Below are 19,982 nucleotides of genomic sequence, written 5' to 3' on the forward strand. Positions count from 1 at the left end.
GTAGCGATCGTCAAATTCAGATCCAGCGGCTTACTCAAATAACCACAAGCGCCAGCTTCCAAACATCGATCGCGATCGCCAGGCATCGCCATCGCCGTCACCGCAATCATCGGTACTGACTCCCAGACAGGATCTGCTTTAACTCGGCGCATCAACTCAAAGCCATCAACATCCGGTAACTGAATGTCCATCAAAATCAAATCCGGCAGCAACTCCGGGGCCGCAGAGGCGGCGAGAATACGATCGGCCATCGCCTTCCCATCCGCGAGTATCTCTACCCCATACCCCTCCAATTCCATCACCTCAGAAATTAACATTTGGTTAAAAGGCTGGTCTTCGACAACCAAAATCCGCTTCCTGGCAATTGGTAAAGCAATCGCAGAAGCAGGAACTAACTTCGTATCCAAAGCACAAGAAGCAAAGTTTCCCAACTGTTGACGCATCTCCGTTAAAGGCAGCCAAACCCGGAAAAGACTTCCCCGATCGCAAACAGATTGAAAAGAAACAGTTCCCCCGTGCAATTCTGCCAATCGCTTAGTCAAAGCCAAACCCAAACCTGTACCTTCGTGCCTCCGAGTCAGGGAAGAATCCACCTGTTGAAAAGGTCTAAATAACAAGTGCCAGCGGTCTTGAGGAATGCCGATGCCGGAGTCTTTCACCTCAAAACAAAAATAAGGAGTGCTGGCATTTACAGGAGAACAATCCGGTCGGTAGTCGCCGTCTATTTCGCTGCCGTAGGCCAGACGCCCGCTGAGTTTAACTTGTCCCTGTTCGGGGGTAAATTTGATGGCATTGGAAAGTAAATTAATCACAATTTGTCGCACTCGCCGTTCGTCGAGCCAAACTTTAGTAATACGGTTGTCGAGTTCTAAAGACAAACCGATTCGCTTTTTGTCTGCCCGCGGTTGCATCATTTTCAGGCAGTCTGTCGCGAGTTCTTGAACGCGAACAGGCTGTAAGTTTAGTTCTACTTTACCCGCTTCTATTTTAGAAAGATCGAGAATATCGTTGATTAGCTGCAATAAGTGCTGACCGCTTTTTTCGATCAGTTCTACATAGTTGATTTGTCGATCGCTCAACTGTCCGGCTGTTTGCCGCAGCAGCAAGTCAGAAAAGCCCAGAATGCTGTTCAGAGGCGTCCGCAATTCGTGGGACATCGAGGCTAAAAACTCAGATTTCAACTGAGAAGAATACTCTAATTGTTCGTTAACTTGGCGCAGGTTTTCTTGTGTCTGAGCCCGCTCGATCGCCGCCCCCAGAGTCCGGCAAGCAGCCTCCAGCACTTCTTGGTTGAGGGCGGTTTGCAGTTTTTTGACGTTGCGGGACTCCAGCGTCAGTACGCCGATAATTGTACCGTCGGTGGCTGCGATCGGAAAAATGCCCAGTTGTCCAATTCCCGGATGCCGAAATTCCGGCACGGCATTGGGATGTTGGGCATAATCCTCTACGAACAAAGGTTTACCAGTTTTCACCACTTCCCACAGCAAACCGATGCCGTAGGGAATACCTTTGTCGAGCAATTCTTGCATTGCTGCGACAACTGGTTCCCCGTAAGTAGCCAAAAATTGACTAGAAATTTGGTTGGAAATCGCCGCCGCTTGCCGGTCGTTTCCCTTGCCGTTAATCACCTTGACATCTCCGAAAGCTGCATTCATTGCCTCTACTAAATAGGTGAGGGCAAACTGACCTATTTCTTGCAAACTGTCAGACTTTTGCAGGCGTTCGGTTAAACCTAAAAGAAATCTCAGCCGCCTGACTTCTGCGTTCAAACTAGCTTGGGAGTTTTGATATACCGTAACGTCTCGAAAGGTAAACAGCCGTCCGCCACTGTTGGTAATCGTGGCGCACACCTCCAAACAAACGGCATTGGATTGCTCGAAATAAAATGATAAGCTTTCATGCTTAGATGTTTCGAGTGCTTGCTGGAAGTCTTGCCACTGTTGAACAGATAAGTAACCCCGATCGACAATTTCCGCAAACAGCAAGTGGCACTTCGGCTTTGTTTCCAGCCATTCTGGGGACAGTTCCCACATTCCGGCCAATTTTTTGTTAAACAAAACTAAGCAGTCAGACGAGTCGAACAGAGCGATCGCATTGTCTACTTGGTTGAGAATCAGTTCTTGGTCTGCCCTCAACTGGTGCAAGTCTCTCTCCATTTTCTCTGTGTGTGTAGCTCTTAGTTTCGTTGTCATAACTTTCTAGGGATATGGCAAGAGTTATTTTATAACCCCTTACTTAATGTGACATAATTTTAGGTTTTTGGGCAGTGAGGGGGATCGATCGGCCTTGTGATCTGAGACACTTGCTGGTTTCCGATGGCGATTGGAACCCGCTTTGAATTGCGTCTGCTACATTGCTTAATCATCAGGCAATAAGGAGGGAAATCCTTATGACAGAAGCAGATTTTTTTAATAACAATGCTGTCGAAGTTGATGGCATCTGGCTTAAACTATTGTGTCCAACCCTGTGCTAAATTGACCCATCATAATAAAAACTAATTCCGGCGATAAGAAATCAGCATATAGCAATCCTAAATAATTGGTGAATTTCTTACTCGATCCCAGCGGGTTCTGGGAGGGTTGGGGTGAGGCAAAAAAAATACGACTCCTGCAAGGATTGCTATATGTCAAATGCCATCATGACCTTACCCTTAATTTTTATTAGCAATAACTTGGTTATTTGAATTAACTGCTCAAGCAAGTGTTGGATTCAAAAACATAGGGATAAGGCGCGCCTGGAGCAACCGGAGACAGTGATATCAGTTTCAAAAAAGCAACTATATGCCCGTGATCCCAACCCATACACAATCAGTTATTACCAATAATTTAATCTAAAATTGTGCGACCGATCCCTCACACCGAAGTCGAAAATCTACAATGGTATGAGTTATTACGATCGCGCTTAATTGTAAGGCGCGCAGTTCGCACCCTACAAATGTGAGTTAGAGCGCAAGTATTGTTCATGTTTCTAATGCTTCTTAGGATTTTTCGGAAAAGGAATGCCCAAACTTTCGTGAAAAACAAGCTGAGTTTTATAAGTCAAGCGCCGGTTAACTTGTTTGATAATTTTTTCCAAAAGCGCATCGCCAGTTTTTTCTATCAAAGGCTGAGACATCGATCGAATAAACTTGGGAAAGCAAACCCCCACAGCCAAATCCAGCTTCCACGTAGCGCTGGTAATCGCAGGCGGTAGCTTAGCACGTTCCGAGCTCGGCCAATCGGCGGCAAACTCCTGAGACGGTATCTCCACTAGCTTCATTGCCGATCGAAAATCCACTTCATACCCAGGCGAGGTATAATCCGGAACCGGAATAGTCTTAATTAAATAGCAGCCTTCAGTGTCCGGCGGCAGCAACTCTAAACCAATTCTCGCTTCAACACGGTAGCCGAAAGCCCCAAAACGCCCTATTAATAAATCGTAGCCGTTTTCGCCAAGCGGCTGGGCCTTCATCGGCGAAGCGCACTGGCAAAACCAAGTCTTGTGGTTGTTCAAATGCTTCGCCACCGTCTCCGCATCGGCGTACATCTCCATGCTGTCTTCAAAATGCGTGTGAAACCAAATCGGCTCAACTTCCTCTCCTGCATCCGCGCTTCCACTTTCGGGCTGTCGGAAACTCGCATCTGAGTAGTAATTTTCGTCAGAAGCTTCAACAGTTTGATATTCAGCGGAATCCTGCTTCATCGTATGCTCTCCTGTTATACACGCCAATCAATCTGGTTGGGGATGTGTTAAGGAAGTTTCCTCCCTACAATTGAGAAATTGATAGTAACAAAACTTACCCTAGTTCAGCATAACTCGACTTATGAAAGCATTTGTAGCAGGAGCCACAGGTCAGACAGGCCGCCGCATCGTCGCAGAATTGGTCAAGCGAGGTATTCCCGTGCGCGCCTTAGTCCGAAATCTAGACACAGCTAGACAAATTTTACCACCGGAGGCTGAGTTAGTGACCGGGGATGTATTAAATGCGACTTCCCTGGACGATGCCATCGGCGATAGTACGGTATTGCTGTGCGCGACAGGGGCGGCCCCTGGTTTGGACCCGACAGCGCCTTACAAGGTGGATTTTGAGGGTACTAAAAATTTGGTGGATGCAGCTAAGGCTAAGGGCATTGAGCATTTTGTGCTTGTGACTTCTCTGTGCGTCTCTCAGTTTTTTCACCCGCTGAATTTGTTTTGGCTGATTTTGGTTTGGAAAAAGCAAGCCGAGGAATATTTGCAAAAAAGCGGCTTGACTTATACGATCGTCCGTCCCGGCGGTCTGAAAAATGAGGATAATTCAGATGCGATCGTCATGACAGGTGCGGACAAAATGTTTGAGAGCAGCATTCCCCGCACTAAGGTAGCCCAAGTGTGCGTGGAGGCGCTGTTTCAGCCGACTTCTCGCAACAAGGTTGTGGAAATTGTGGCGAAGTCGGAGGCTCCGCAAAAGAGTTTTGAGGAGTTGTTTGCCAGTGTGATTTGATTGAATTAGCCTCGCTTGGGTTCGGTGCGTCAATCGATTTTAGATTTTAGATTTTAGATTTTAGATTGAAGCATTGACCCCACCGATAAATTCGGGGGCTCCTTTATCGGATACAGGTTTTTTATTTCTGGACGGATGAATCCGGGGGCTTGTATCCTGGATGCTTTCGGTCAGACAAAAAACCATTTGATTTGGGTCTGAGATGTTGCACCATTCTCAATAACAGGCAAGATGCCTGTTCCACAAAAAGTGCATTTTCTTGTGGGGCAGGCATCCTGCCCGCCCAAAAAAGGCTGATCGAGAATGGTGCAAGATGTGATTTGGGTCAAAGATTTGGGCTGACGCACCCTACAACAATTTTCCGATCGCCAAATCTGGCAAAATCTTAATAGTTTTACGATTCGCCGTTAAATTTTCCCTCTCTCAGCATGAAAACTCTCAAGTGGCCAGCTTGGTTCCCCTATCCGATTTCGTGGTTAAGGGCATTTGCTCTCGCTCAGAGTTTTAGTTTTTTCCTTCGCAGGGGTATTCCTTTTGTCAGCGACGATATCGGCTTTCTGACTCTACTGCTGGCGGCTTGGCTGATTCAGTTGCCTGTGTTTTTTGTGTTTCACTTGTTCGCCGTCAAGATCTTAAATCCCTTACTAATTATGCTGCCGGGGCGCTTTCGCGTTGCGCGCAAGTTCAAGCGCAGGCACACTGGTATTCGATCGCACTTGCGAGAAGGCTTGAATGCTGTTGTCGTGATTTTTTTTGCATTTAATCTGTCGCTGTTGGTGCAACTTGCGATTTTTTATTGGCCAGCGCGATCGATCGATCCCGCCCAGTTATTAACAGGAATATCTACTCTGACAAATGTTGCCATAGCCGGTGAATTAGATTTCTGGCTGAGCAAATTGGCGGGGGTTTTATCGAGTTTAACGCTGTTAGCGGCCCCCCTATATCAATACGATTTTCGAGTGCGCCGGATGCGGGTGGCTCGAAAATTAGCCGAAATTTCGGAAATGGAAATGACTTGGCTAGAAGCTGAGAAATTGGGCCGTCGAAAAAGAGGTTTGCTAAGGCAATCGGAGATTCAAATTCTCGGATTTATACTTTTAATCGGCGCGGTGATTGGCGGCGGTGTTTTTTTGGTTGACAGTTTGCGGGGAAATCAGCAGTTGTCGCAGTCGGCAAGCGAGGTGAGAAAATTGCCGCCGCTGGCTATGAAAACCGGAGATCCTTACATTCGGGCGCTGATGCGAACTATTTCTGCTAGCGAGTCGAATGTTGCTCGACCTTATCACGTGGTTTACGGTGGAAAATACGTATTAGATTTGAGCCGCCATCCTGACTGGTGCGTGAAAATTGTTAATGGGCCGAATCGGGGTAAGTGTACTACTGCAGCGGGCAGGTATCAATTTCTGACTACGACTTGGAAGGAGAAGGCTAAGCGCTATCAGGCCCGTCGTGCTAATTTTTTATTCTGGGAAGATTACAGTTTTGAACCAGAAGATCAGGATGCTGTGGTTTATGCTTGGTTGAGCGATCGCAAGTTTTGGAAAGCTGATATTCCTGAGATGTTGCGGCAGGAAAGATTAACCGACGTGTTGCGGATGCTTTCGGGAACTTGGACGAGTTTGGGATATGGAATTGAGAACAATTCTATGAGTTCTCGTTTGCCGAAAGTCTACCGGGAAATGCTGCGGGAAGAATTGGAAAATGCTGGTTCTTAAGGAGTTAAATGTTGACGGTTGACTGTTGACTGTTAACTGTTAATGCCTGTTATTGGTTATTAACCAGCCAAAGCTATTAAGAAATAACCACTAAAAAGTAACGAATAACTAACCCTTCAAGTTTGGTAAAAATGCTGTCAAACATTTGTACAATTCTAATCCCGGTCCAGCTTGCAGCGGATAAAGCCTGTCGAAATTAATGGGGTTTCCCGGTGCTAATTTCCACTCGGTTTTCTGTGCTGTTTTTGGGGAAATTTCGATCGCGCTACCGTGATGTTAATAATGTTGTTCTGCTGGGGGATTCCCCGGAAGCAGTAACTTTTGCCCGTGCGTTTGTCTGAATCGCTGCCGGTGATGTATCTGTCTTGTTTCCGAAATTGGATTTCTCTGAAAGGTCGATCGATCGCAAAGGAGTCTCGGTAGCGGTAGTCTCCGTCGCGCAAGCTTTCGACAGTCGGCCTGATTTGACTTATAAGTGTTGCTGCACTAAGAGTTAGCATCATTGATCCGGGTTCCTCTTGTGAAATCGGTGATTTTGCTTTTCCTGCGTGGTGTCTATGTCGTTGTGGGCGATCCGCTCAAACAAACGTGCGGCGTGTAACCAATTAATAAAAGTTGTTAAGCTGTTTAAGTTGATCCCTAGCTATCGTGAATAATTATTTCATAGTTTTATCTCTGTCACCTATCTGAGTAATAATAGAAACATACAGCAAGCCGTGAGAAAATTTACGGGCATATTTTAGGGATTAATTGACGATACTTAGAGGATACTGCTATGTTTTGCGTGACGGGAGAAACAAATAATTTAGGGCGGGTTGAAACCGGAAATTCCCAACGGCGAGGATCTTTAACCTCTGCGTCTAAAAGTACCCGTATTCTCCGATCGCGAGTTTACAAAGATGAGGCTTTGGTGTCTGCTACCCTTGCGGGACTGCCAAGTCTTTTGGCATCCCTCGAAAGCTTTCGCGATCAGTAGAACTTGGCATTTTCTATTGCTATATATGGTACATGGAGATTTGTGATAGTGGCTGTCAACCAAGCACGGGATGTTTTGATTGCACCTACCATCTTCCTCGATTTGAGTAGAGTTTTTCTGTACTAAACTCTTCCGGGACGCTGAAACCTGGTTGTTTATACAAAAACATTTTTACAGCCCTTTGTCATGGTATGAAAAATGGTATAAAAACCAGGTTTCTTGGTTTGTGTCCGTAAGTCTTGTGTTAACAAAATTTATTTGTTAGTGTCATCGGGTGCGATCGATGCCTCTACCTCTTGGGATGAACGGCTTAACATAGAGTCGTGCAGGTGTTCGTTGTGCTGCCTTTCTTGAGCCATTAATTCTCGGGCTTTTTCTTCAGCAATTCCCTCGCCATGTGTTTCTAGCTCGTGGGAGGAACGGTTGAGCATAGATTCGTGCAAGTGTTCGCTATGCTGCCTTTCTCGTGCAATTAGTTGTCTAGCTTTTTCTTCCGCGTTCATGAGAAATTTCTCCAATTGCTGGTTAGAAGCGATTCTTATATTAAGATGCCACAATTTGAGGGTAAATGTAGCAAGATTAACATAAAATTTTACAAAAAAATGTATAAAAAAAATGTATAAAAAAAATTGAGTTTGCTGGCCGTGGGTATAGAGAGCCGTGGTTGCCGAGCTAATTATTGCCAGACGCCGGAAAAGATATTCTTGACTGCGATCGCAATTCGATTTAAGTCTTCCTTCAGCAGCGGTGGCCAAGAAACTCCTCTGCGGAGTCCAGCTTCAAATTGCTGCAAACCTTCTACTGACAGTAAATGCAGTGCCGAGATTAATTGTCGATCGAGCATTGGAGATTCTTGCAGCCCGTCAAACAATATTTTTAAAGCTAATAAAATCGATGTCACCTGTCCGGGTACGGGCGGTTGACCTTGTTTGAGACGCATCAGGAAGGCGTCGGGATTTTTCTTGGTTTCCAGAGCGGTCCCTTGGTCGATCAGAAAACTGCGGGCTGTTTTGTAATCCATTTGACGTGCGATCGATCTCCTGCAATTAATTAGCTGGCATTATATCACTTTTTGTCTCGCTCAATTTGGTAATATATTTCCATACAGGCTAAACTACAGCTACTGGTGAGGTCCGCCCATAAGCAAGCTACAGCTACTGATAGAGGCGTAGCATTCATCCCACAGTCGTCTCGATAGAAGTGAAACGGAGAGGGAAAAATCAAACAATGGCAAAACACCAAGGAAATAGCAGAAAATCCAAGATTTATCGCTACTTGTGGCTGCTTTTTTTGTGTCTGAGCTTTCTGTTAGTTCCGCTTATCAAAAAAATAGCTGCCGATACGCCATTCCCCCCACCCGCTCCTATTGCAAATAATGCTACTTTCGGAGCGAGGATTCAAAGGACGATGGGGCTACTTGCGGCTAGCACTCCAACAGACCGCCGCCAAGTACGCATCCTATTCTACGGTCAATCCATTACTCAGCAAGATTGGTGGAAAGATGTAGTGAAGGATTTGAGACAGCGATTTCCCTATGCAGATTTGATTGTGGAAAATCGGGGAATCGGAGGATTTGACGCCCCAATTTTAATCCGTCCCAGCGAACACGATTTGTATCCTTTTTATCCAGACTTGCTCATTTTTCACGTCTACGGAGGCGGTGAAGATTACGAAGCCATAGTTGCCAATGTCCGCAGCCGCACTGCTAGCGAAATACTCTTGCATTCAGACCACATCCAGTGGCTGCCCACAGGCAACAGCGACGATCCAGAAGAAGTCAAAAGATACGAATGGCACAACACTCATTCTACTCAATGGCTGCCTGAGTTAGCCGATAAATACGGCTGCGAAATCGCGGAAATTCGCGAACCTTGGCGCAGGTATTTGAAAGACAATCGCTTGCAACCACAACAGCTATTAAGCGACAGCGTTCACCTCAACGATTGGGGAAATTTTCTCCTAGCTGCTCTCATAAAACCGCATCTGCGATACAAACCAAATTCTCCTCAACCGCCGCAGGATTTAGTGAAAACCTATACGGTTGGCAGCGATGTTAAGTGGCAAGATGGCAAGTTGGTTTTAGAATTTGAAGGAAATAGAATAGATGCGATCGCCGATAAAACCTTCAACGGCAAGGCAATGTCTGCTAGAATTGCGATCGACGGCAAAAAACCCTCAGAATTTCCTGAACTTTACAGCATCACCAGACCTAGCGCTAGTCCTGGCGTTCCTTGGCCGGCAATCATCCAAGTATCTAGCCAAAAACCGCTAATCGTCGAAGATTGGAAAGCTGTAATTACTGAGATTAACAGCGACGCCAGCAAGTTTAAATTTGACGTTGTAGGTTCTAAAACAGGTTACGACGGCAGCGGTACAAATGACGAAATGTTTGTCTCAAACTCCGGCCGCATCGTTATTGAACCGAGAAACTGGTGGCTTAAAAATTCTTATGAATACTCTAAAAAACCGACGCCTAAAGGCTTTGAGATTTCCTGGCAGGTGCGGCCAATGTTTGTTGATTCATACGTTCCTCCACAAATTGCAGATTCAAGCCGCGAGTATTCTACAACATTGGCTCAGAATTTGAGCAACTCCAAACACACCCTTGAAATCGTCCCCGAAACAGATAGGGAAGTTCCAATCGAGGCAATTCAAGTGTATCGCCCTCCTTTCTCCAATCTAAAATCTCAAGTTGAGAGTTTTAAACCGCAGATATCAGCGGATGAAAACCGATGAACGCTGATGCAATTTTATCAGCGTTTATTTGCGTTCATCTGCGGTTTAAAAAATCTTCATGTTAATTTTTTTATAGCAATCGCCTTGGTGGCGCAGGGCGTTGATGATTGTTCAAACCCTTAATATTCAAGCATCTTGACTCCTGACTCCTGCTATAATCGCCAAGATTATCAAGTTCTAGGAATCCCCAACTCCTGAGACATCAACAGCGATAAACATAAATCCGCCATAAAAATCAACACCCAAGAAGTTACCACCGCCGCCGTGGCAGCTTGGCCTACTCCTTTCCCTCCGCCCACCGTCGTCAATCCCCAACCGCAACCGACAAGGGCAATTATCAACCCAAAAATAAAACTTTTAATCGCCACAGTTACTAAATCCCAAGGCGCCAAAAAAGTCCGCACTGATTCCAAAAATACTGACGGTTCCAAATTATAAAAATTAACCGCTACAAATAGCCCGCCCAAAATCCCCACCGCTACCGCAAAAATTGTTAAAATCGGCAGCATGATGCAGCAAGCTATCACCCTCGGCACTACTAAATAATCAACCGGATTTGTTCTTAACATATACAGGGCGTCTATTTGTTCCGTCACCTGCATTTCTCCTATCTCCGCCGCAAAGGCCGAACCTACTTGTCCCGCCACCACGCCCCCCGTTAAAAGCGGTGCTAATTCCCCACAAAATGCCACAGCAAAAGGACCTCCCACCGCCTCAACCGCCCCAAAGCGAACCAATTCTCGGGCGGATTGAAAGGTAAAAATCATGCCCCCAAACAAGGCTATTAGCAGCACGGATCGGAAAGAATCCAGGCCTACTGTTACTAAATGTTCCATGATTTTGCGGTGGTCAATTTTGCCTTGGAGTATGCGTAGCAGCACTTGGCCGCCCAGGAACAACGTCACAAAAAAACGCTGAAACCACCTGTTATTGAAGGTTTCATCTAAATGTCGATCGTGCTTTTCTTGGTGTTTTTTAACCACTGACTGAGGGCTCGCGATTAATTGCAAACAGGGCGAAGCACTGCCACCTACTGATTTTTGGCAATCCTACAGCAATTATTGCACGATTTGTCAATATATATTTTCAGTCTGCCTGCCCTGCGGTTGGTACGCTATACCATTTTAGACTTTAGATTGGCAGTGATTGATTCTGTGGTAATCATCACTCATTTCCCAATCTAAACTCTCAAATCTAAAACCCTCGGACTACTCCGCAAGTAATAAGTCGATAAACTTATCCAACTCTTCATTATTCTTGTCGGCTTGATCCTTGCCAATTCTCAGCAGGTCTGATATTTTTTCTTCCGAGGCATCATCAATGGGCAGCGGTTGTTCGTGGCTCAAATCGGGAGTAATTCTTAAATATTGATTCGGTCTTTCAACCGCATCATAAATTTGAATGAGTTGATAATTTACAGTTTCCGCAACTCCAGTCATCATGATATTAATTAAAGGCTCAACCCACTCAACTTGACCCCAATTTTTGACTTTTTCGTAGGAAAATTTTTTCTGAGCTTCTCCAGTTCCCAAGGATAAAATTACCATATCTTTGGCTGTCGGGCTTTTTTCGGGGCTATCGTCAGGAATTCTGAATTTATTTCTAACTTCAGCATAGGCACAAAGTGCGGGATTGTTTGCGAAGACTCCCCCGTCAATTAAAGCATAGCATTCATTGCTAAAAGAGTAGATTTTAGAAACCTCAAAATAAGAGGGAGCTGCCGATGTTGCTCTGGCGATATCTCTAAGGAAATAGTCTTCTGCGGGACATTGTTGACCATCTATTTGATCGAAAAAGTGAGCTTTTCTCCTTTCGATGTCGTAACTGGAAATTAAACAAGGTTTTAGCAGTTCGCTGAGTTTGCAATCTCTAAAATGTTCCCAAAATAATTTTTCTAAGGGATCGCTGGGATATTTCTCATCTCTCAAACCATTTATAGATCTGACTTTTTGCCAAAATGAAGTCTGAAAAACGTCGCGCCCACTCTTAATGGAAAAATTAACAGCGTCTTGGGCTGCCCACCGAGGCCTGCTGGGATTTTCGGCATCGGGACACAAATAGATGCAAGTTAAAATTCCTCCCGCACTCGTGCCCGCGATTAAATCAAAATAGTCAGCTATTCTCGCATCTGGATTGCCACTTTTTTGTTGCAGCTTTGACTCAACGCTAACTAAAATTTGCGCGGGAATAATTCCTCTAATTCCGCCTCCATCTATTGATAAAATCCTGGTATATTTAGCCATAACTGTTGTCTATTCCCGACGTTTGCTCGTTTCCTAATTTCAAATCCCTAAGCCTCGGGATTCATGCACCGCTCACTCTCAAGTCCCAAATCTTCAATCTAAATTTAATTGGCGGGCTGCGATCGTATAGCGAAAAATGTATTCTACAATTTCTACGTAATTGTAGGCAGCGGCTGGCGATTCTGCCCAGACTGTGATGCCGTGATCGCGAATTAACAAAGCGGGTACAGAGGGCGTACAAGTGGCAAAGAATTCACAAATTTCCTTGGCTATCTTAGGGACTTCTAAATAATTTGTAAAGAGGGGTATCGACACTTGCGGGTTTTCCTCCCACACCCCCAAACCTTTCACCATTTCGATCGGGGGCAAAGGCACTGCATCTCCTGCTGTTAGCCGAGAAACTAAATTTGCCTCGATGGAGTGGACGTGATAGCAAGCTTTAGCGTTTGGAAAACAATTGTAAACGGCTAAATGAATGCTGGTTTCGGCCGAAGGTCGGCTGTCGGCCACAGGTTGTTCGACAATTGCGCCGTCTGAGTTTATTCTGATAAAATCTTGTTCAGTTAATTGCCCTTTCGCGCGGCCACTAGCAGTAATCCAAAAACTGCCATCTGGTAAGCGGGCTGAAAGATTGCCAGCAGTCCCAACCATCCAACCGCGATCGTAAAAATGTTTGGCTGCTGCAATTAAATCCGATCTCAAATCGCCACTCATTCTTTACAAATCCTCAGTTTTTAATCTACTTTTTACGTTAATAGGAATTGCGCTGGCCTATCTAAACCTAGGGTAATCCGTACAAAGCTTACCAATACATATAGCTCTAAACGTAGGGCGAGCCATCAGCATCTTACTAAATACACATACCGTCTAGTGCGATTTTTTTGTCGAAATTCCTAATATAGTTTCAATTCCATTTTTGGGACAAATTTTCCAAGACATCAAAAAAATTATCCCATTTAGTATAAGGCTTTTGCTGTTCGTCTAGATACTCGGCAAGCCGATCGCGCGCAAACACCGACGAAGCCTGCAAAGCCATATTAAAATCCGTCAGCGAATCTCCAATCGCCACCTGTTCTTCGGCCGGGTGCTGCGCCATCACCCGCACCTTAGACACCAATTCCTCATCTCCTTCCAACTCAGAATTGACTTGCAACCGAGGGCCACTAGCGTCCACATCCACAGCGTAAATAACGCTCGCCCGGTTGACCAAATCGCCCATTACCGTCTCTACCATAATCCGAAGACCGCCGGACACGATCGCAAAATCTACCTTTTTCTCGTCCAAAAAATCCAGCAATTCCAACAATCCCGGCCGCATCAGCCTTCCCCTAGAAAATTCCACAATTTCCCCGTAACATTCAGAGGGAATAGACTCTAGTAACTGCCGCACTCCCGATCGCAAACTCAGCCTTCTAGCGTATATTTCAGGCATTAGTTGAGACGACAATTCCGGTGCGAAATGCTTGAGCATTGCCACAAAAGTTTCTTCAACGGTTATCGTACCGTCAAAGTCGCAGAATACCACCCGTTGCTGATTGTTCGAGATTGAAGATTTTTGCTTGTCATCGGTCATTGTCAGTCGCACCTTTCGAGAACGGGAAAAGTTTACACAATTCATCGTACACTGTCGAGCGATCGAGCGCGACTGCCCAAAACTAATAGTGACGAGCTGTTTGTTGGCAAATTCCCCCCAGGATTTTATGCAGATTCTTCGAGAGAATCTTCCAGAGAATCTTCCAGGGAATCTTCCAGGGAATCTTCCAGAGAATCTTCCAGAGAATCTTCTAAGTCCTGCTGTTGGTTTGTTGTCTTTTGGGGGTTAGACTTAGCCGGCAAACAGATTAAATTATCATCCTCAGTATTAATCAAACCTTTCGATCGCAACTTACCCATCAGCCGCGTCACCGTCACCCGCGTTGAGCCGATGGCGCTACCAATTTGAGCGTGAGTCAAGGCCCAAGGCAGGCGGTAGCCCCGAACCACATCCGGTTCGCCGTCACCTACGTAAGGTTCGCCGAACTCCTCGATCAACAAAGTGAGAAATCCCAACAGTCGGTCGATCGTCCGGCGCTGTCCCAAAGTGCTCAGCCAGAGAAGTTTCCGCTGGTGTTGGTAGCGAAACGCATCCAAAATTTCCCTACGAAAGTGAGGCCAATTATCCAAGTCGTGCCAGTACATCCACACTACGTGAGTTTGATCGGCATGAGCGTAAGCTTGGAGAGTAAAAGGAGACTGAGCAACCAGTTCAAAGGGCTGGCCAGCGCCGACGAAGCCCAAAAAAGCTTCTTCTGTAGTTTTGTCAGCGGATTTTGACTTCGCCCCTGCAGCGCTAACTTGAGCGCTGCCTACGAGCCGCACAGAACCTTTCTGAACTAAATACAGCAGTCCGGGTCTTGCGGGAATCCGCTCGTCTTTGCTAAAAGTCCGGCAGCGGTAGTGTTCCTGGGCCCAGTCGATAATTCGCTGCCAAGTGATAAAAGGTCGATCGATAGTCTCTAGAGGTGTGGAAGTTGATTGCATAAGTGAGGCTCTGGGATATATTTAATAGTGAGACAAACAGTTTCTGCCAGCAGTGCGATACAAAGTGAGATAACCAACCCCCGATCGAGCTTGTACGCTTCTTACCTGTGCTGACTTTTCTGTGTTTTACCGAAAAATTAAATGTAGCAAAAAATACATCAAAATGGTAGAGATCAGCAAAAAATTTGTCTGAAATAATTGTATATTTAGCCCCAAAATCGCTACAAAGCCCATTAATTCGATTTAGCCCCGTCCGAGGGAGGCGATCGACTATCCCTGACATCCGCATTTTAACGTACAAGAAAAATGCAAGCGGTCACAGTTGATAGTTGCTTTTACGGTAGGATGAGCCGATATGGATACAGCAAAGATCTCACAGTGCCCGGAAGTTACAGTGAAGTGTTTCTTGCTTTCAATGTTCCAAAGCGCGATCGCCCAGCAGGGAACACTGGTCCAAATTCCGTTAAATCCCATAGGTGGCAGCCTTTTTAAGAACAGGCAAGATGCCTGTGAAGCGAAGAGTGAATTGGATTGTGGGGTGGGCATCCAGCCCGCCCATAACAAGCTTATTGAGAAGGGTGCAATAATTCCGTTAAATCGAAGTAAAGATAGCGCGCGGGTGCTGTACGTCTCTGCGATCGCCCTGAAATTGGCTAAAACTTGGCAGCAGACACCGCAGACAATCGCCGCCGAGTTGGTCGAAACACTCGAACCGCTGTGCTACCCAGATTTCGCCGTTAAAGTAGCGCCGGGGGGAATGATCGAGATGGAGTTGACTGATGCAGGTTTAGCCGTCTGGTTGCAGCGTTTAGCTCAAACGAACCTTCCAGTTTCAGGATCTAAAATATTAGATTCTGTTGTGTGTGCCGATCGACTGTTTCCCATTCAGTACAGCCACGCGCGCTGCTGTTCCCTGCTGCGAATGGCCCACCGCGATCGGATAATTGCGATCGCCCAGCCCGATGTGGCTACAGCGCCGCAAATTTGGTCCCTAGCGAGTCCAAATCCTATCCCTTGGATTGACGAGGGCGATCGACTGCGGTTAGTGCATCCAGCAGAACGCCGTTTAATATCGCAACTGTTAACAGTGCTAGACAATTTATATCCTACTTTTGATGTAAAAAACCGCGAAAAACCTGTCAATTATTTCAAATTAGCCGATAGTTTGAGCGAAGCATTTCAGATTTTTTACAGCCAGTGCCGAATTTGGGGTAAAGTTAAAATAGAACAGCGCCAACTCGCCCAATCCCGCTTGGGCTTAATATTAGCAACTCAATCTTTGCTGCGATTTATTTTAGAAGAGTTATTGAACGCTCTTGCTCCTTTAGAACTTTGATTTTGTTCTCATTTTTAGCAACCTTTATTCATAATAAAGGTTGGTTTCCGAAAGTAACCTTGACTTCTTCCATCTGAAAAGCTATCTATTTTATATGGTTCATCCTGAATAATCCAGTAACCTACGGTCGCAGAAAAAAATATAAAAACTTAGCTATTTATATAATAATTAATAATATTTTGGTAATTTGGGCATTCTTATTTTTTCTAATTTATTTAAGTAATCTTTCTTTTGGCTTTTGATAGAAATGATTTTTAGCTTGCATCTATGGCTGTGCTCCTTAAAATACTTAACCTTATATTATACAATTAAGCTGCGTAGCAGCTCATCTATTGGCTATCCAGTATGCTCGAAACACAAGAAGAAGATTACACCTTAGTGGGAACGAATCCTCTCCCTCTTCAGGAAATCCAAGAGGATATAGCCTTACCAGAGACGGTACTTCTGACCAATCCGCCTCTAAAATTTTCCAAACCGGAAACTCGGTTAAGCCTCAGATCGCTAACTTTGGAGAGTGTCTTCGCTACGCTTTTTTACAGCATCATCGGCGGCGCGTTGCTCAGTAATTTCTTGCTGGATTTAGGGGCTGGCCCAGTCGAAATTGGTATGCTCGCCTCCATTCCTCAACTGGTAAATCTGCTCCAACCGTTCGGAGCTTATATAGGAGACCGACTGCAGAGCCGCCACTGGTATTCCATCTGGATTTTCGGACTGTCGCGACTGCTGTGGCTGATTATCGTGCCAGCTATTTGGTTGGGAGGCTCATTTCAGCTCGCTGGACATCAGCTAGTGCAGTTGACATTGGCAATCATCTGGGTAACTCAAGTCTTAGAATCTTTAGGTCGTGCTTCCTTCTTGAGCTGGTTGGCGGTTTTAGTACCTCAGCGGTTGCGCGGGCGGTATTTTGGCTTTCGCAATAGTGCTGTCAGCTTGACGAATCTCATTGGTGTGCCGTTGCTGGCTCTAGTGGTATCGAACTGGCCCGGTGGAAGGCTCCAAGGTTACAGTGCCGTCTTGGTTTTAGGAATTGTGCTTGGCATCATCAGTCTAGGTTGTCAGTTCTTTATGACCGATGTGAACCCAAAGCTTGTACACGTCACGCATTCAGATAGAGGCGAAAAATCATCCATAGGGACAATTTTTAGCTTTCTCAAGGAACCCAATTTTTTAAAGTTTTTGCTTTACTCTGCTCTATGGAGCTTTGCCGTTAACGTCAGCGCTCCCTTCTTTAACCTCTATCTGCTGGATAACCTAAGTATAGATGTCAGTGTGGTAACGCTCTACAACAGCTTAGGAGCGGGTGCTAACTTACTGCTGCTGGTTTTTTGGGGCAAACTGGCTGACCGGGTTGGGAACCGCCCGATCATGATAATAGTGGGAATCTTGGTGGCTCTGACCCCTCTGCTCTGGCTAGAAGCTGGAACGGCTCCAATTTTTATATGGGTGTGGTTCCCGCTGTTGCACATCATCGGCGGTGCCACGTGGGCGGCGATCGACCTGTGCAGTGGTAATCTGATGATGTCGGTGGCACCGCTACGCAATCAGTCGATATACTTTGCGATCGCGGCGGCGGTTCCTGGTGTCACTGGGGCAATGGGAATCACCCTTGGTGGCTTTATCGCCACTTTGACTAATCTCGGTGGCTTGCCAGGGGTGTTTGCCCTCTCAGCCGTCTTACGAGTGGCGGCTCTCCTGCCCTTGGTTTTTGTTGGCGAGCAGCGTTCTGTGTCTTTGGGTAAGTTTTGGCTGCTCTTGTTGCCACCTTGGTGGAGAAAAGTGCCAATTGAACCTGGAAACATCAGGTTTCAACCATTAATAGTTGAACAGTTTGACTCTGGGCCTGAAAGCTCAGGCGATCGCTCTTCAACTCTTGATTGATTGTAGTCCGACAATAATTCAGAAAAGAGTTGATTAACCATTTTTAAAGTGTTAAGATCCTCATATCATCTAAGATGTGACGGCTGTTAGGTCGCTTTTTTTCAGAAATATAAAGTCTGGCAATTGGGGATAAGTTTTGTATGGCATCTAATTATTTTTGGGTGCCTTCAACATTTTTTACGATGGCGATCGTTCGTCGCAGCTCGATCGCCAGTTCTCACCCTCGTCAATAGCTCCTAGAACGACGGTGCTCAATTTAATCACTTGACTAGCGGCTGTTAAGGGTTCTTCCATTTCTGGCATTGTAAAATTGCGAGAGTTTTATTCAGTTTTTTGAGGATAAATCTCATGGTCACACTACCACGTGTAGCCTCACCCAGGCGTCAAATTCATCGATGAATATCCTAAGATAATACCTGCATCTAGTTTAAGGCGTTGCAGGCGAGATTTGCTTTTTTCCAGGTTTTGCGATCGGCAGCGTTACGGTAAATGTACTGCCGATGCCTTCTTCACTGATCAAAGTAATTTCGCCACCGTGCAAGTCCACGCATTTTTTAACAATGCTCAGCCCGAGTCCAGTACCGGGAATTCGACCGACATTTTTAGCCCGGTAAAATGACTCAAACAGCCGTCCTTGGTCGGCGACAGGTATGCCAATTCCTGCATCCAGTACCGAAAAAATCGCCTCGGTTTCAGTAAGTTTTAATTCAAAGATTACTTCGGTATTAGGGGGAGAATACTTAATAGCATTGGACAGCAAATTCCCCAGAATGCGCCGGAGCAAGCTTACCTCCAAACACGCCATCGCTGATGGATTGTGATTTACAAAAATCAGCGTCACCCGGTCATTTTCAGGTTTCAACTTCAGGCTGCTCTGAAATTCCCCTACCAACTCATTACAAAACTTTGCTAAGTCTAGCGGTACCAAGCAAAACCCGGCTTGTCCTGACTCAACACGGCCCAGCAGCAGAACATCGTCTAATAACTGATCGATGCCTTTGGCTGCTGCTTGAGTTTTGTCTAGCAGTTCTTGTGTTTTCTCATCTGTTAATGTCAACTTGTACTTGGTAAGAAGTTGTGTAGTGCCGATGATGAAATTCAAAGGATTGCGAACGTCATGGGCAATCATGTACAGCAAAGATGTTTTCATCTCGTTGAGTTCTTGGGCTGTTTGCAAAGTGCGATCGAGTTGATCGTGAGACAATTTGAGAGTTAAAGACAACTGGCGCGATCGCAGCAAAATCTCCACCCGCGCTTGCAATTCTATCTTCTCAATCGGAGCGATAATCAAATCGTCAATACTTTGCCAAATAAATTGCGTTGCCATCCCTACATCCGAGCGGGATGTAATCAAAAGAAAAGGCAAGGATACCGGGTGTTCTGCCTGTTTTTGGGCGGCCACCCATTGCCAATGGCGTTTCAGGGCAAGACCGTCTATTATCCCCAGGTCAAAAGATTGATTAAATGGTAAAAAATCCTCACTATCTGTTGAGTTGGGCAGCAATACCTCATAGTAAACTGCTAGCCATTCTAATAACAAGCGGCGATTTTCTTTCTGTTCGACAAGCAATAAAATTTGACTCACGCACTTTCTCCTAGCAAGCTGTGAACAATTCCCAGCAAATCTCTAACGATCAAAGGTTTTACCAAGATATTCCGAGCCCCGTGACAGAGGCTTTCGTGCTGAATGGCAGCGCTTTGTTTGGGCGAGAGTATCAGAAAAGGGATTTGGTGATTTCGCAGTTGTTCGCAGCACTCCCAAATCCGGCGGTCGAAACCAGAAATATCTACTAAAGCCATCCCGATCCTAGCAGGCTGACTGATAGCTTGTGCAACATCTTCAAAGTTATAAGCCGCGATCATCTGGTATCCTTCTTTATTAAGAAATTGTGCTAATAGTTCCAAGTTTCGCTGATTGCGGTCTACGGCTAAAATTATTGAAGTGCCAGTCATTTATCAGCTTCCTGTGAATACGGGTTATACCATTTTAGATTTGAGATTTGAGAATGGGGAGTGAGCGATTATATATGGGTTGGGAGGTCACCTAAACTTAGATTTTTTTTATCTGGTATTAGCTTACTTTTCGGCGAGCTATTACATAGGTTTTCAGTTGAGT

At 45.5% G+C, this 19,982-nt stretch carries 18 protein-coding genes; 5 read left to right on the plus strand and 13 right to left on the minus strand.

All coding sequences use genetic code 11. The features are described from left to right. Together QUA45_RS14880 and QUA45_RS14885 are read right to left on the minus strand one after the other, a co-directional pair. Positions 1-2,192 (minus strand): ATP-binding protein (locus QUA45_RS14880; protein WP_333221319.1); only part of this gene is annotated, 2,192 nt, incomplete at its 3' end. A 775-nt stretch (positions 2,193-2,967) separates the two neighbouring features. Next, entirely contained in the window at positions 2,968-3,681 is a 714-nt protein-coding gene (locus tag QUA45_RS14885) for a DUF1997 domain-containing protein (protein ID WP_333221321.1), read from the minus strand. Between the two features lie 121 nt (positions 3,682-3,802). On the opposite strand from QUA45_RS14885, the gene QUA45_RS14890 reads away from it, so the two are divergent. Continuing rightward, positions 3,803-4,462: an NAD(P)H-binding protein gene (locus QUA45_RS14890; protein WP_333221323.1), complete on the plus strand. Its 660-nt coding sequence runs from the start codon at positions 3,803-3,805 to the stop codon at positions 4,460-4,462. Positions 4,463-4,890: 428 nt separating this feature from the next. Continuing rightward, positions 4,891-6,177, plus strand: a complete 1,287-nt coding sequence (locus QUA45_RS14895; RefSeq protein ID WP_333221325.1) for a glycoside hydrolase family protein — start codon at positions 4,891-4,893, stop codon at positions 6,175-6,177. A 215-nt stretch (positions 6,178-6,392) separates the two neighbouring features. On the opposite strand, the gene QUA45_RS14900 is transcribed toward QUA45_RS14895, so the two are convergent. From QUA45_RS14900 to QUA45_RS14910, 3 genes are all read right to left on the minus strand, one after another. Continuing rightward, on the minus strand, positions 6,393-6,680 hold the full coding sequence (locus QUA45_RS14900) for a hypothetical protein (protein ID WP_333221327.1): 288 nt from the start codon (positions 6,678-6,680) through the stop codon (positions 6,393-6,395). A 727-nt stretch (positions 6,681-7,407) separates the two neighbouring features. Then, positions 7,408-7,656 carry a hypothetical protein gene (locus QUA45_RS14905; protein ID WP_333145591.1) on the minus strand — a complete coding sequence of 83 codons (249 nt, stop codon included), beginning with the start codon at positions 7,654-7,656 and terminating at the stop codon, positions 7,408-7,410. Between the two features lie 173 nt (positions 7,657-7,829). Beyond that, positions 7,830-8,174 (minus strand): Dethiobiotin synthetase, encoded by a 345-nt coding sequence (locus tag QUA45_RS14910; protein ID WP_333071279.1) that lies wholly within the window; start codon positions 8,172-8,174, stop codon positions 7,830-7,832. A gap of 206 nt (positions 8,175-8,380) precedes the next feature. Here QUA45_RS14910 and QUA45_RS14915 point away from each other — a divergent pair, with 206 nt between their 5' ends. Continuing rightward, positions 8,381-9,889, plus strand: coding sequence for an SGNH/GDSL hydrolase family protein (locus QUA45_RS14915; protein WP_333099837.1), 1,509 nt, complete (start codon positions 8,381-8,383; stop codon positions 9,887-9,889). A gap of 170 nt (positions 9,890-10,059) precedes the next feature. On the opposite strand, the gene QUA45_RS14920 is transcribed toward QUA45_RS14915, so the two are convergent. The 5 genes from QUA45_RS14920 to QUA45_RS14940 all read right to left on the minus strand — a co-directional run bounded on the left by QUA45_RS14920 (position 10,060) and on the right by QUA45_RS14940 (position 14,652). Beyond that, a complete protein-coding gene (locus QUA45_RS14920) occupies positions 10,060-10,872 on the minus strand; it encodes an MlaE family lipid ABC transporter permease subunit (RefSeq protein ID WP_333099838.1) in 813 nt (270 codons plus the stop codon). 225 nt (positions 10,873-11,097) lie between these two features. Then, complete coding sequence (locus tag QUA45_RS14925) at positions 11,098-12,132, minus strand: patatin-like phospholipase family protein (protein ID WP_333099839.1); 1,035 nt, start codon at positions 12,130-12,132, stop codon at positions 11,098-11,100. A gap of 93 nt (positions 12,133-12,225) precedes the next feature. After that, positions 12,226-12,846 carry a methylthioribulose 1-phosphate dehydratase gene (gene mtnB / locus QUA45_RS14930; RefSeq protein WP_333099840.1) on the minus strand — a complete coding sequence of 207 codons (621 nt, stop codon included), beginning with the start codon at positions 12,844-12,846 and terminating at the stop codon, positions 12,226-12,228. Between the two features lie 190 nt (positions 12,847-13,036). After that, on the minus strand, positions 13,037-13,705 hold the full coding sequence (locus tag QUA45_RS14935; protein ID WP_333099841.1) for an HAD-IB family phosphatase: 669 nt from the start codon (positions 13,703-13,705) through the stop codon (positions 13,037-13,039). A gap of 125 nt (positions 13,706-13,830) precedes the next feature. After that, positions 13,831-14,652 carry a Crp/Fnr family transcriptional regulator gene (locus QUA45_RS14940; protein ID WP_333099842.1) on the minus strand — a complete coding sequence of 274 codons (822 nt, stop codon included), beginning with the start codon at positions 14,650-14,652 and terminating at the stop codon, positions 13,831-13,833. Positions 14,653-15,007: 355 nt separating this feature from the next. On the opposite strand from QUA45_RS14940, the gene QUA45_RS14945 reads away from it, so the two are divergent. Both QUA45_RS14945 and QUA45_RS14950 read left to right on the plus strand, forming a co-directional pair. Continuing rightward, the gene (locus QUA45_RS14945; RefSeq protein WP_333099843.1) at positions 15,008-15,988 is read left to right on the plus strand and encodes a DALR anticodon-binding domain-containing protein; all 981 of its coding nucleotides are present in this window, start codon (positions 15,008-15,010) and stop codon (positions 15,986-15,988) included. A 345-nt stretch (positions 15,989-16,333) separates the two neighbouring features. Next, positions 16,334-17,866, plus strand: coding sequence for an MFS transporter (locus QUA45_RS14950; protein ID WP_333145578.1), 1,533 nt, complete (start codon positions 16,334-16,336; stop codon positions 17,864-17,866). Between the two features lie 177 nt (positions 17,867-18,043). Here QUA45_RS14950 and QUA45_RS14955 read toward each other — a convergent pair whose 3' ends face one another. The 3 genes from QUA45_RS14955 to QUA45_RS14965 all read right to left on the minus strand — a co-directional run bounded on the left by QUA45_RS14955 (position 18,044) and on the right by QUA45_RS14965 (position 19,819). Then, positions 18,044-18,169, minus strand: a complete 126-nt coding sequence (locus QUA45_RS14955; protein ID WP_333221329.1) for a hypothetical protein — start codon at positions 18,167-18,169, stop codon at positions 18,044-18,046. Positions 18,170-18,293: 124 nt separating this feature from the next. Continuing rightward, positions 18,294-19,451: a HAMP domain-containing sensor histidine kinase gene (locus tag QUA45_RS14960; protein WP_333221331.1), complete on the minus strand. Its 1,158-nt coding sequence runs from the start codon at positions 19,449-19,451 to the stop codon at positions 18,294-18,296. Next, entirely contained in the window at positions 19,448-19,819 is a 372-nt protein-coding gene (locus QUA45_RS14965) for a response regulator (RefSeq protein ID WP_333099847.1), read from the minus strand. Before QUA45_RS14965 ends, QUA45_RS14960 begins: the two co-directional genes overlap by 4 nt. Positions 19,820-19,982 lie beyond the last annotated feature (163 nt).

The organism is Microcoleus sp. Pol12A5 (assembly GCF_036701435.1).
Lineage (GTDB): Bacteria > Cyanobacteriota > Cyanobacteriia > Cyanobacteriales > Microcoleaceae > Microcoleus.

Coding starts and splice junctions, on each gene's coding strand:
- QUA45_RS14885 (WP_333221321.1), bottom strand. CDS start 3,681: ATGAAGCAGGATTCCGCTGAATATCAAACTGTTGAAGCTTCTGACGAA.
- QUA45_RS14890 (WP_333221323.1), top strand. CDS start 3,803: ATGAAAGCATTTGTAGCAGGAGCCACAGGTCAGACAGGCCGCCGCATC.
- QUA45_RS14895 (WP_333221325.1), top strand. CDS start 4,891: ATGAAAACTCTCAAGTGGCCAGCTTGGTTCCCCTATCCGATTTCGTGG.
- QUA45_RS14900 (WP_333221327.1), bottom strand. CDS start 6,680: ATGATGCTAACTCTTAGTGCAGCAACACTTATAAGTCAAATCAGGCCG.
- QUA45_RS14905 (WP_333145591.1), bottom strand. CDS start 7,656: ATGAACGCGGAAGAAAAAGCTAGACAACTAATTGCACGAGAAAGGCAG.
- QUA45_RS14910 (WP_333071279.1), bottom strand. CDS start 8,174: ATGGATTACAAAACAGCCCGCAGTTTTCTGATCGACCAAGGGACCGCT.
- QUA45_RS14915 (WP_333099837.1), top strand. CDS start 8,381: ATGGCAAAACACCAAGGAAATAGCAGAAAATCCAAGATTTATCGCTAC.
- QUA45_RS14925 (WP_333099839.1), bottom strand. CDS start 12,132: ATGGCTAAATATACCAGGATTTTATCAATAGATGGAGGCGGAATTAGA.
- mtnB (WP_333099840.1), bottom strand. CDS start 12,846: ATGAGTGGCGATTTGAGATCGGATTTAATTGCAGCAGCCAAACATTTT.
- QUA45_RS14935 (WP_333099841.1), bottom strand. CDS start 13,705: ATGACCGATGACAAGCAAAAATCTTCAATCTCGAACAATCAGCAACGG.
- QUA45_RS14940 (WP_333099842.1), bottom strand. CDS start 14,652: ATGCAATCAACTTCCACACCTCTAGAGACTATCGATCGACCTTTTATC.
- QUA45_RS14945 (WP_333099843.1), top strand. CDS start 15,008: ATGGATACAGCAAAGATCTCACAGTGCCCGGAAGTTACAGTGAAGTGT.
- QUA45_RS14950 (WP_333145578.1), top strand. CDS start 16,334: ATGCTCGAAACACAAGAAGAAGATTACACCTTAGTGGGAACGAATCCT.
- QUA45_RS14955 (WP_333221329.1), bottom strand. CDS start 18,169: ATGCCAGAAATGGAAGAACCCTTAACAGCCGCTAGTCAAGTGATTAAA.
- QUA45_RS14965 (WP_333099847.1), bottom strand. CDS start 19,819: ATGACTGGCACTTCAATAATTTTAGCCGTAGACCGCAATCAGCGAAAC.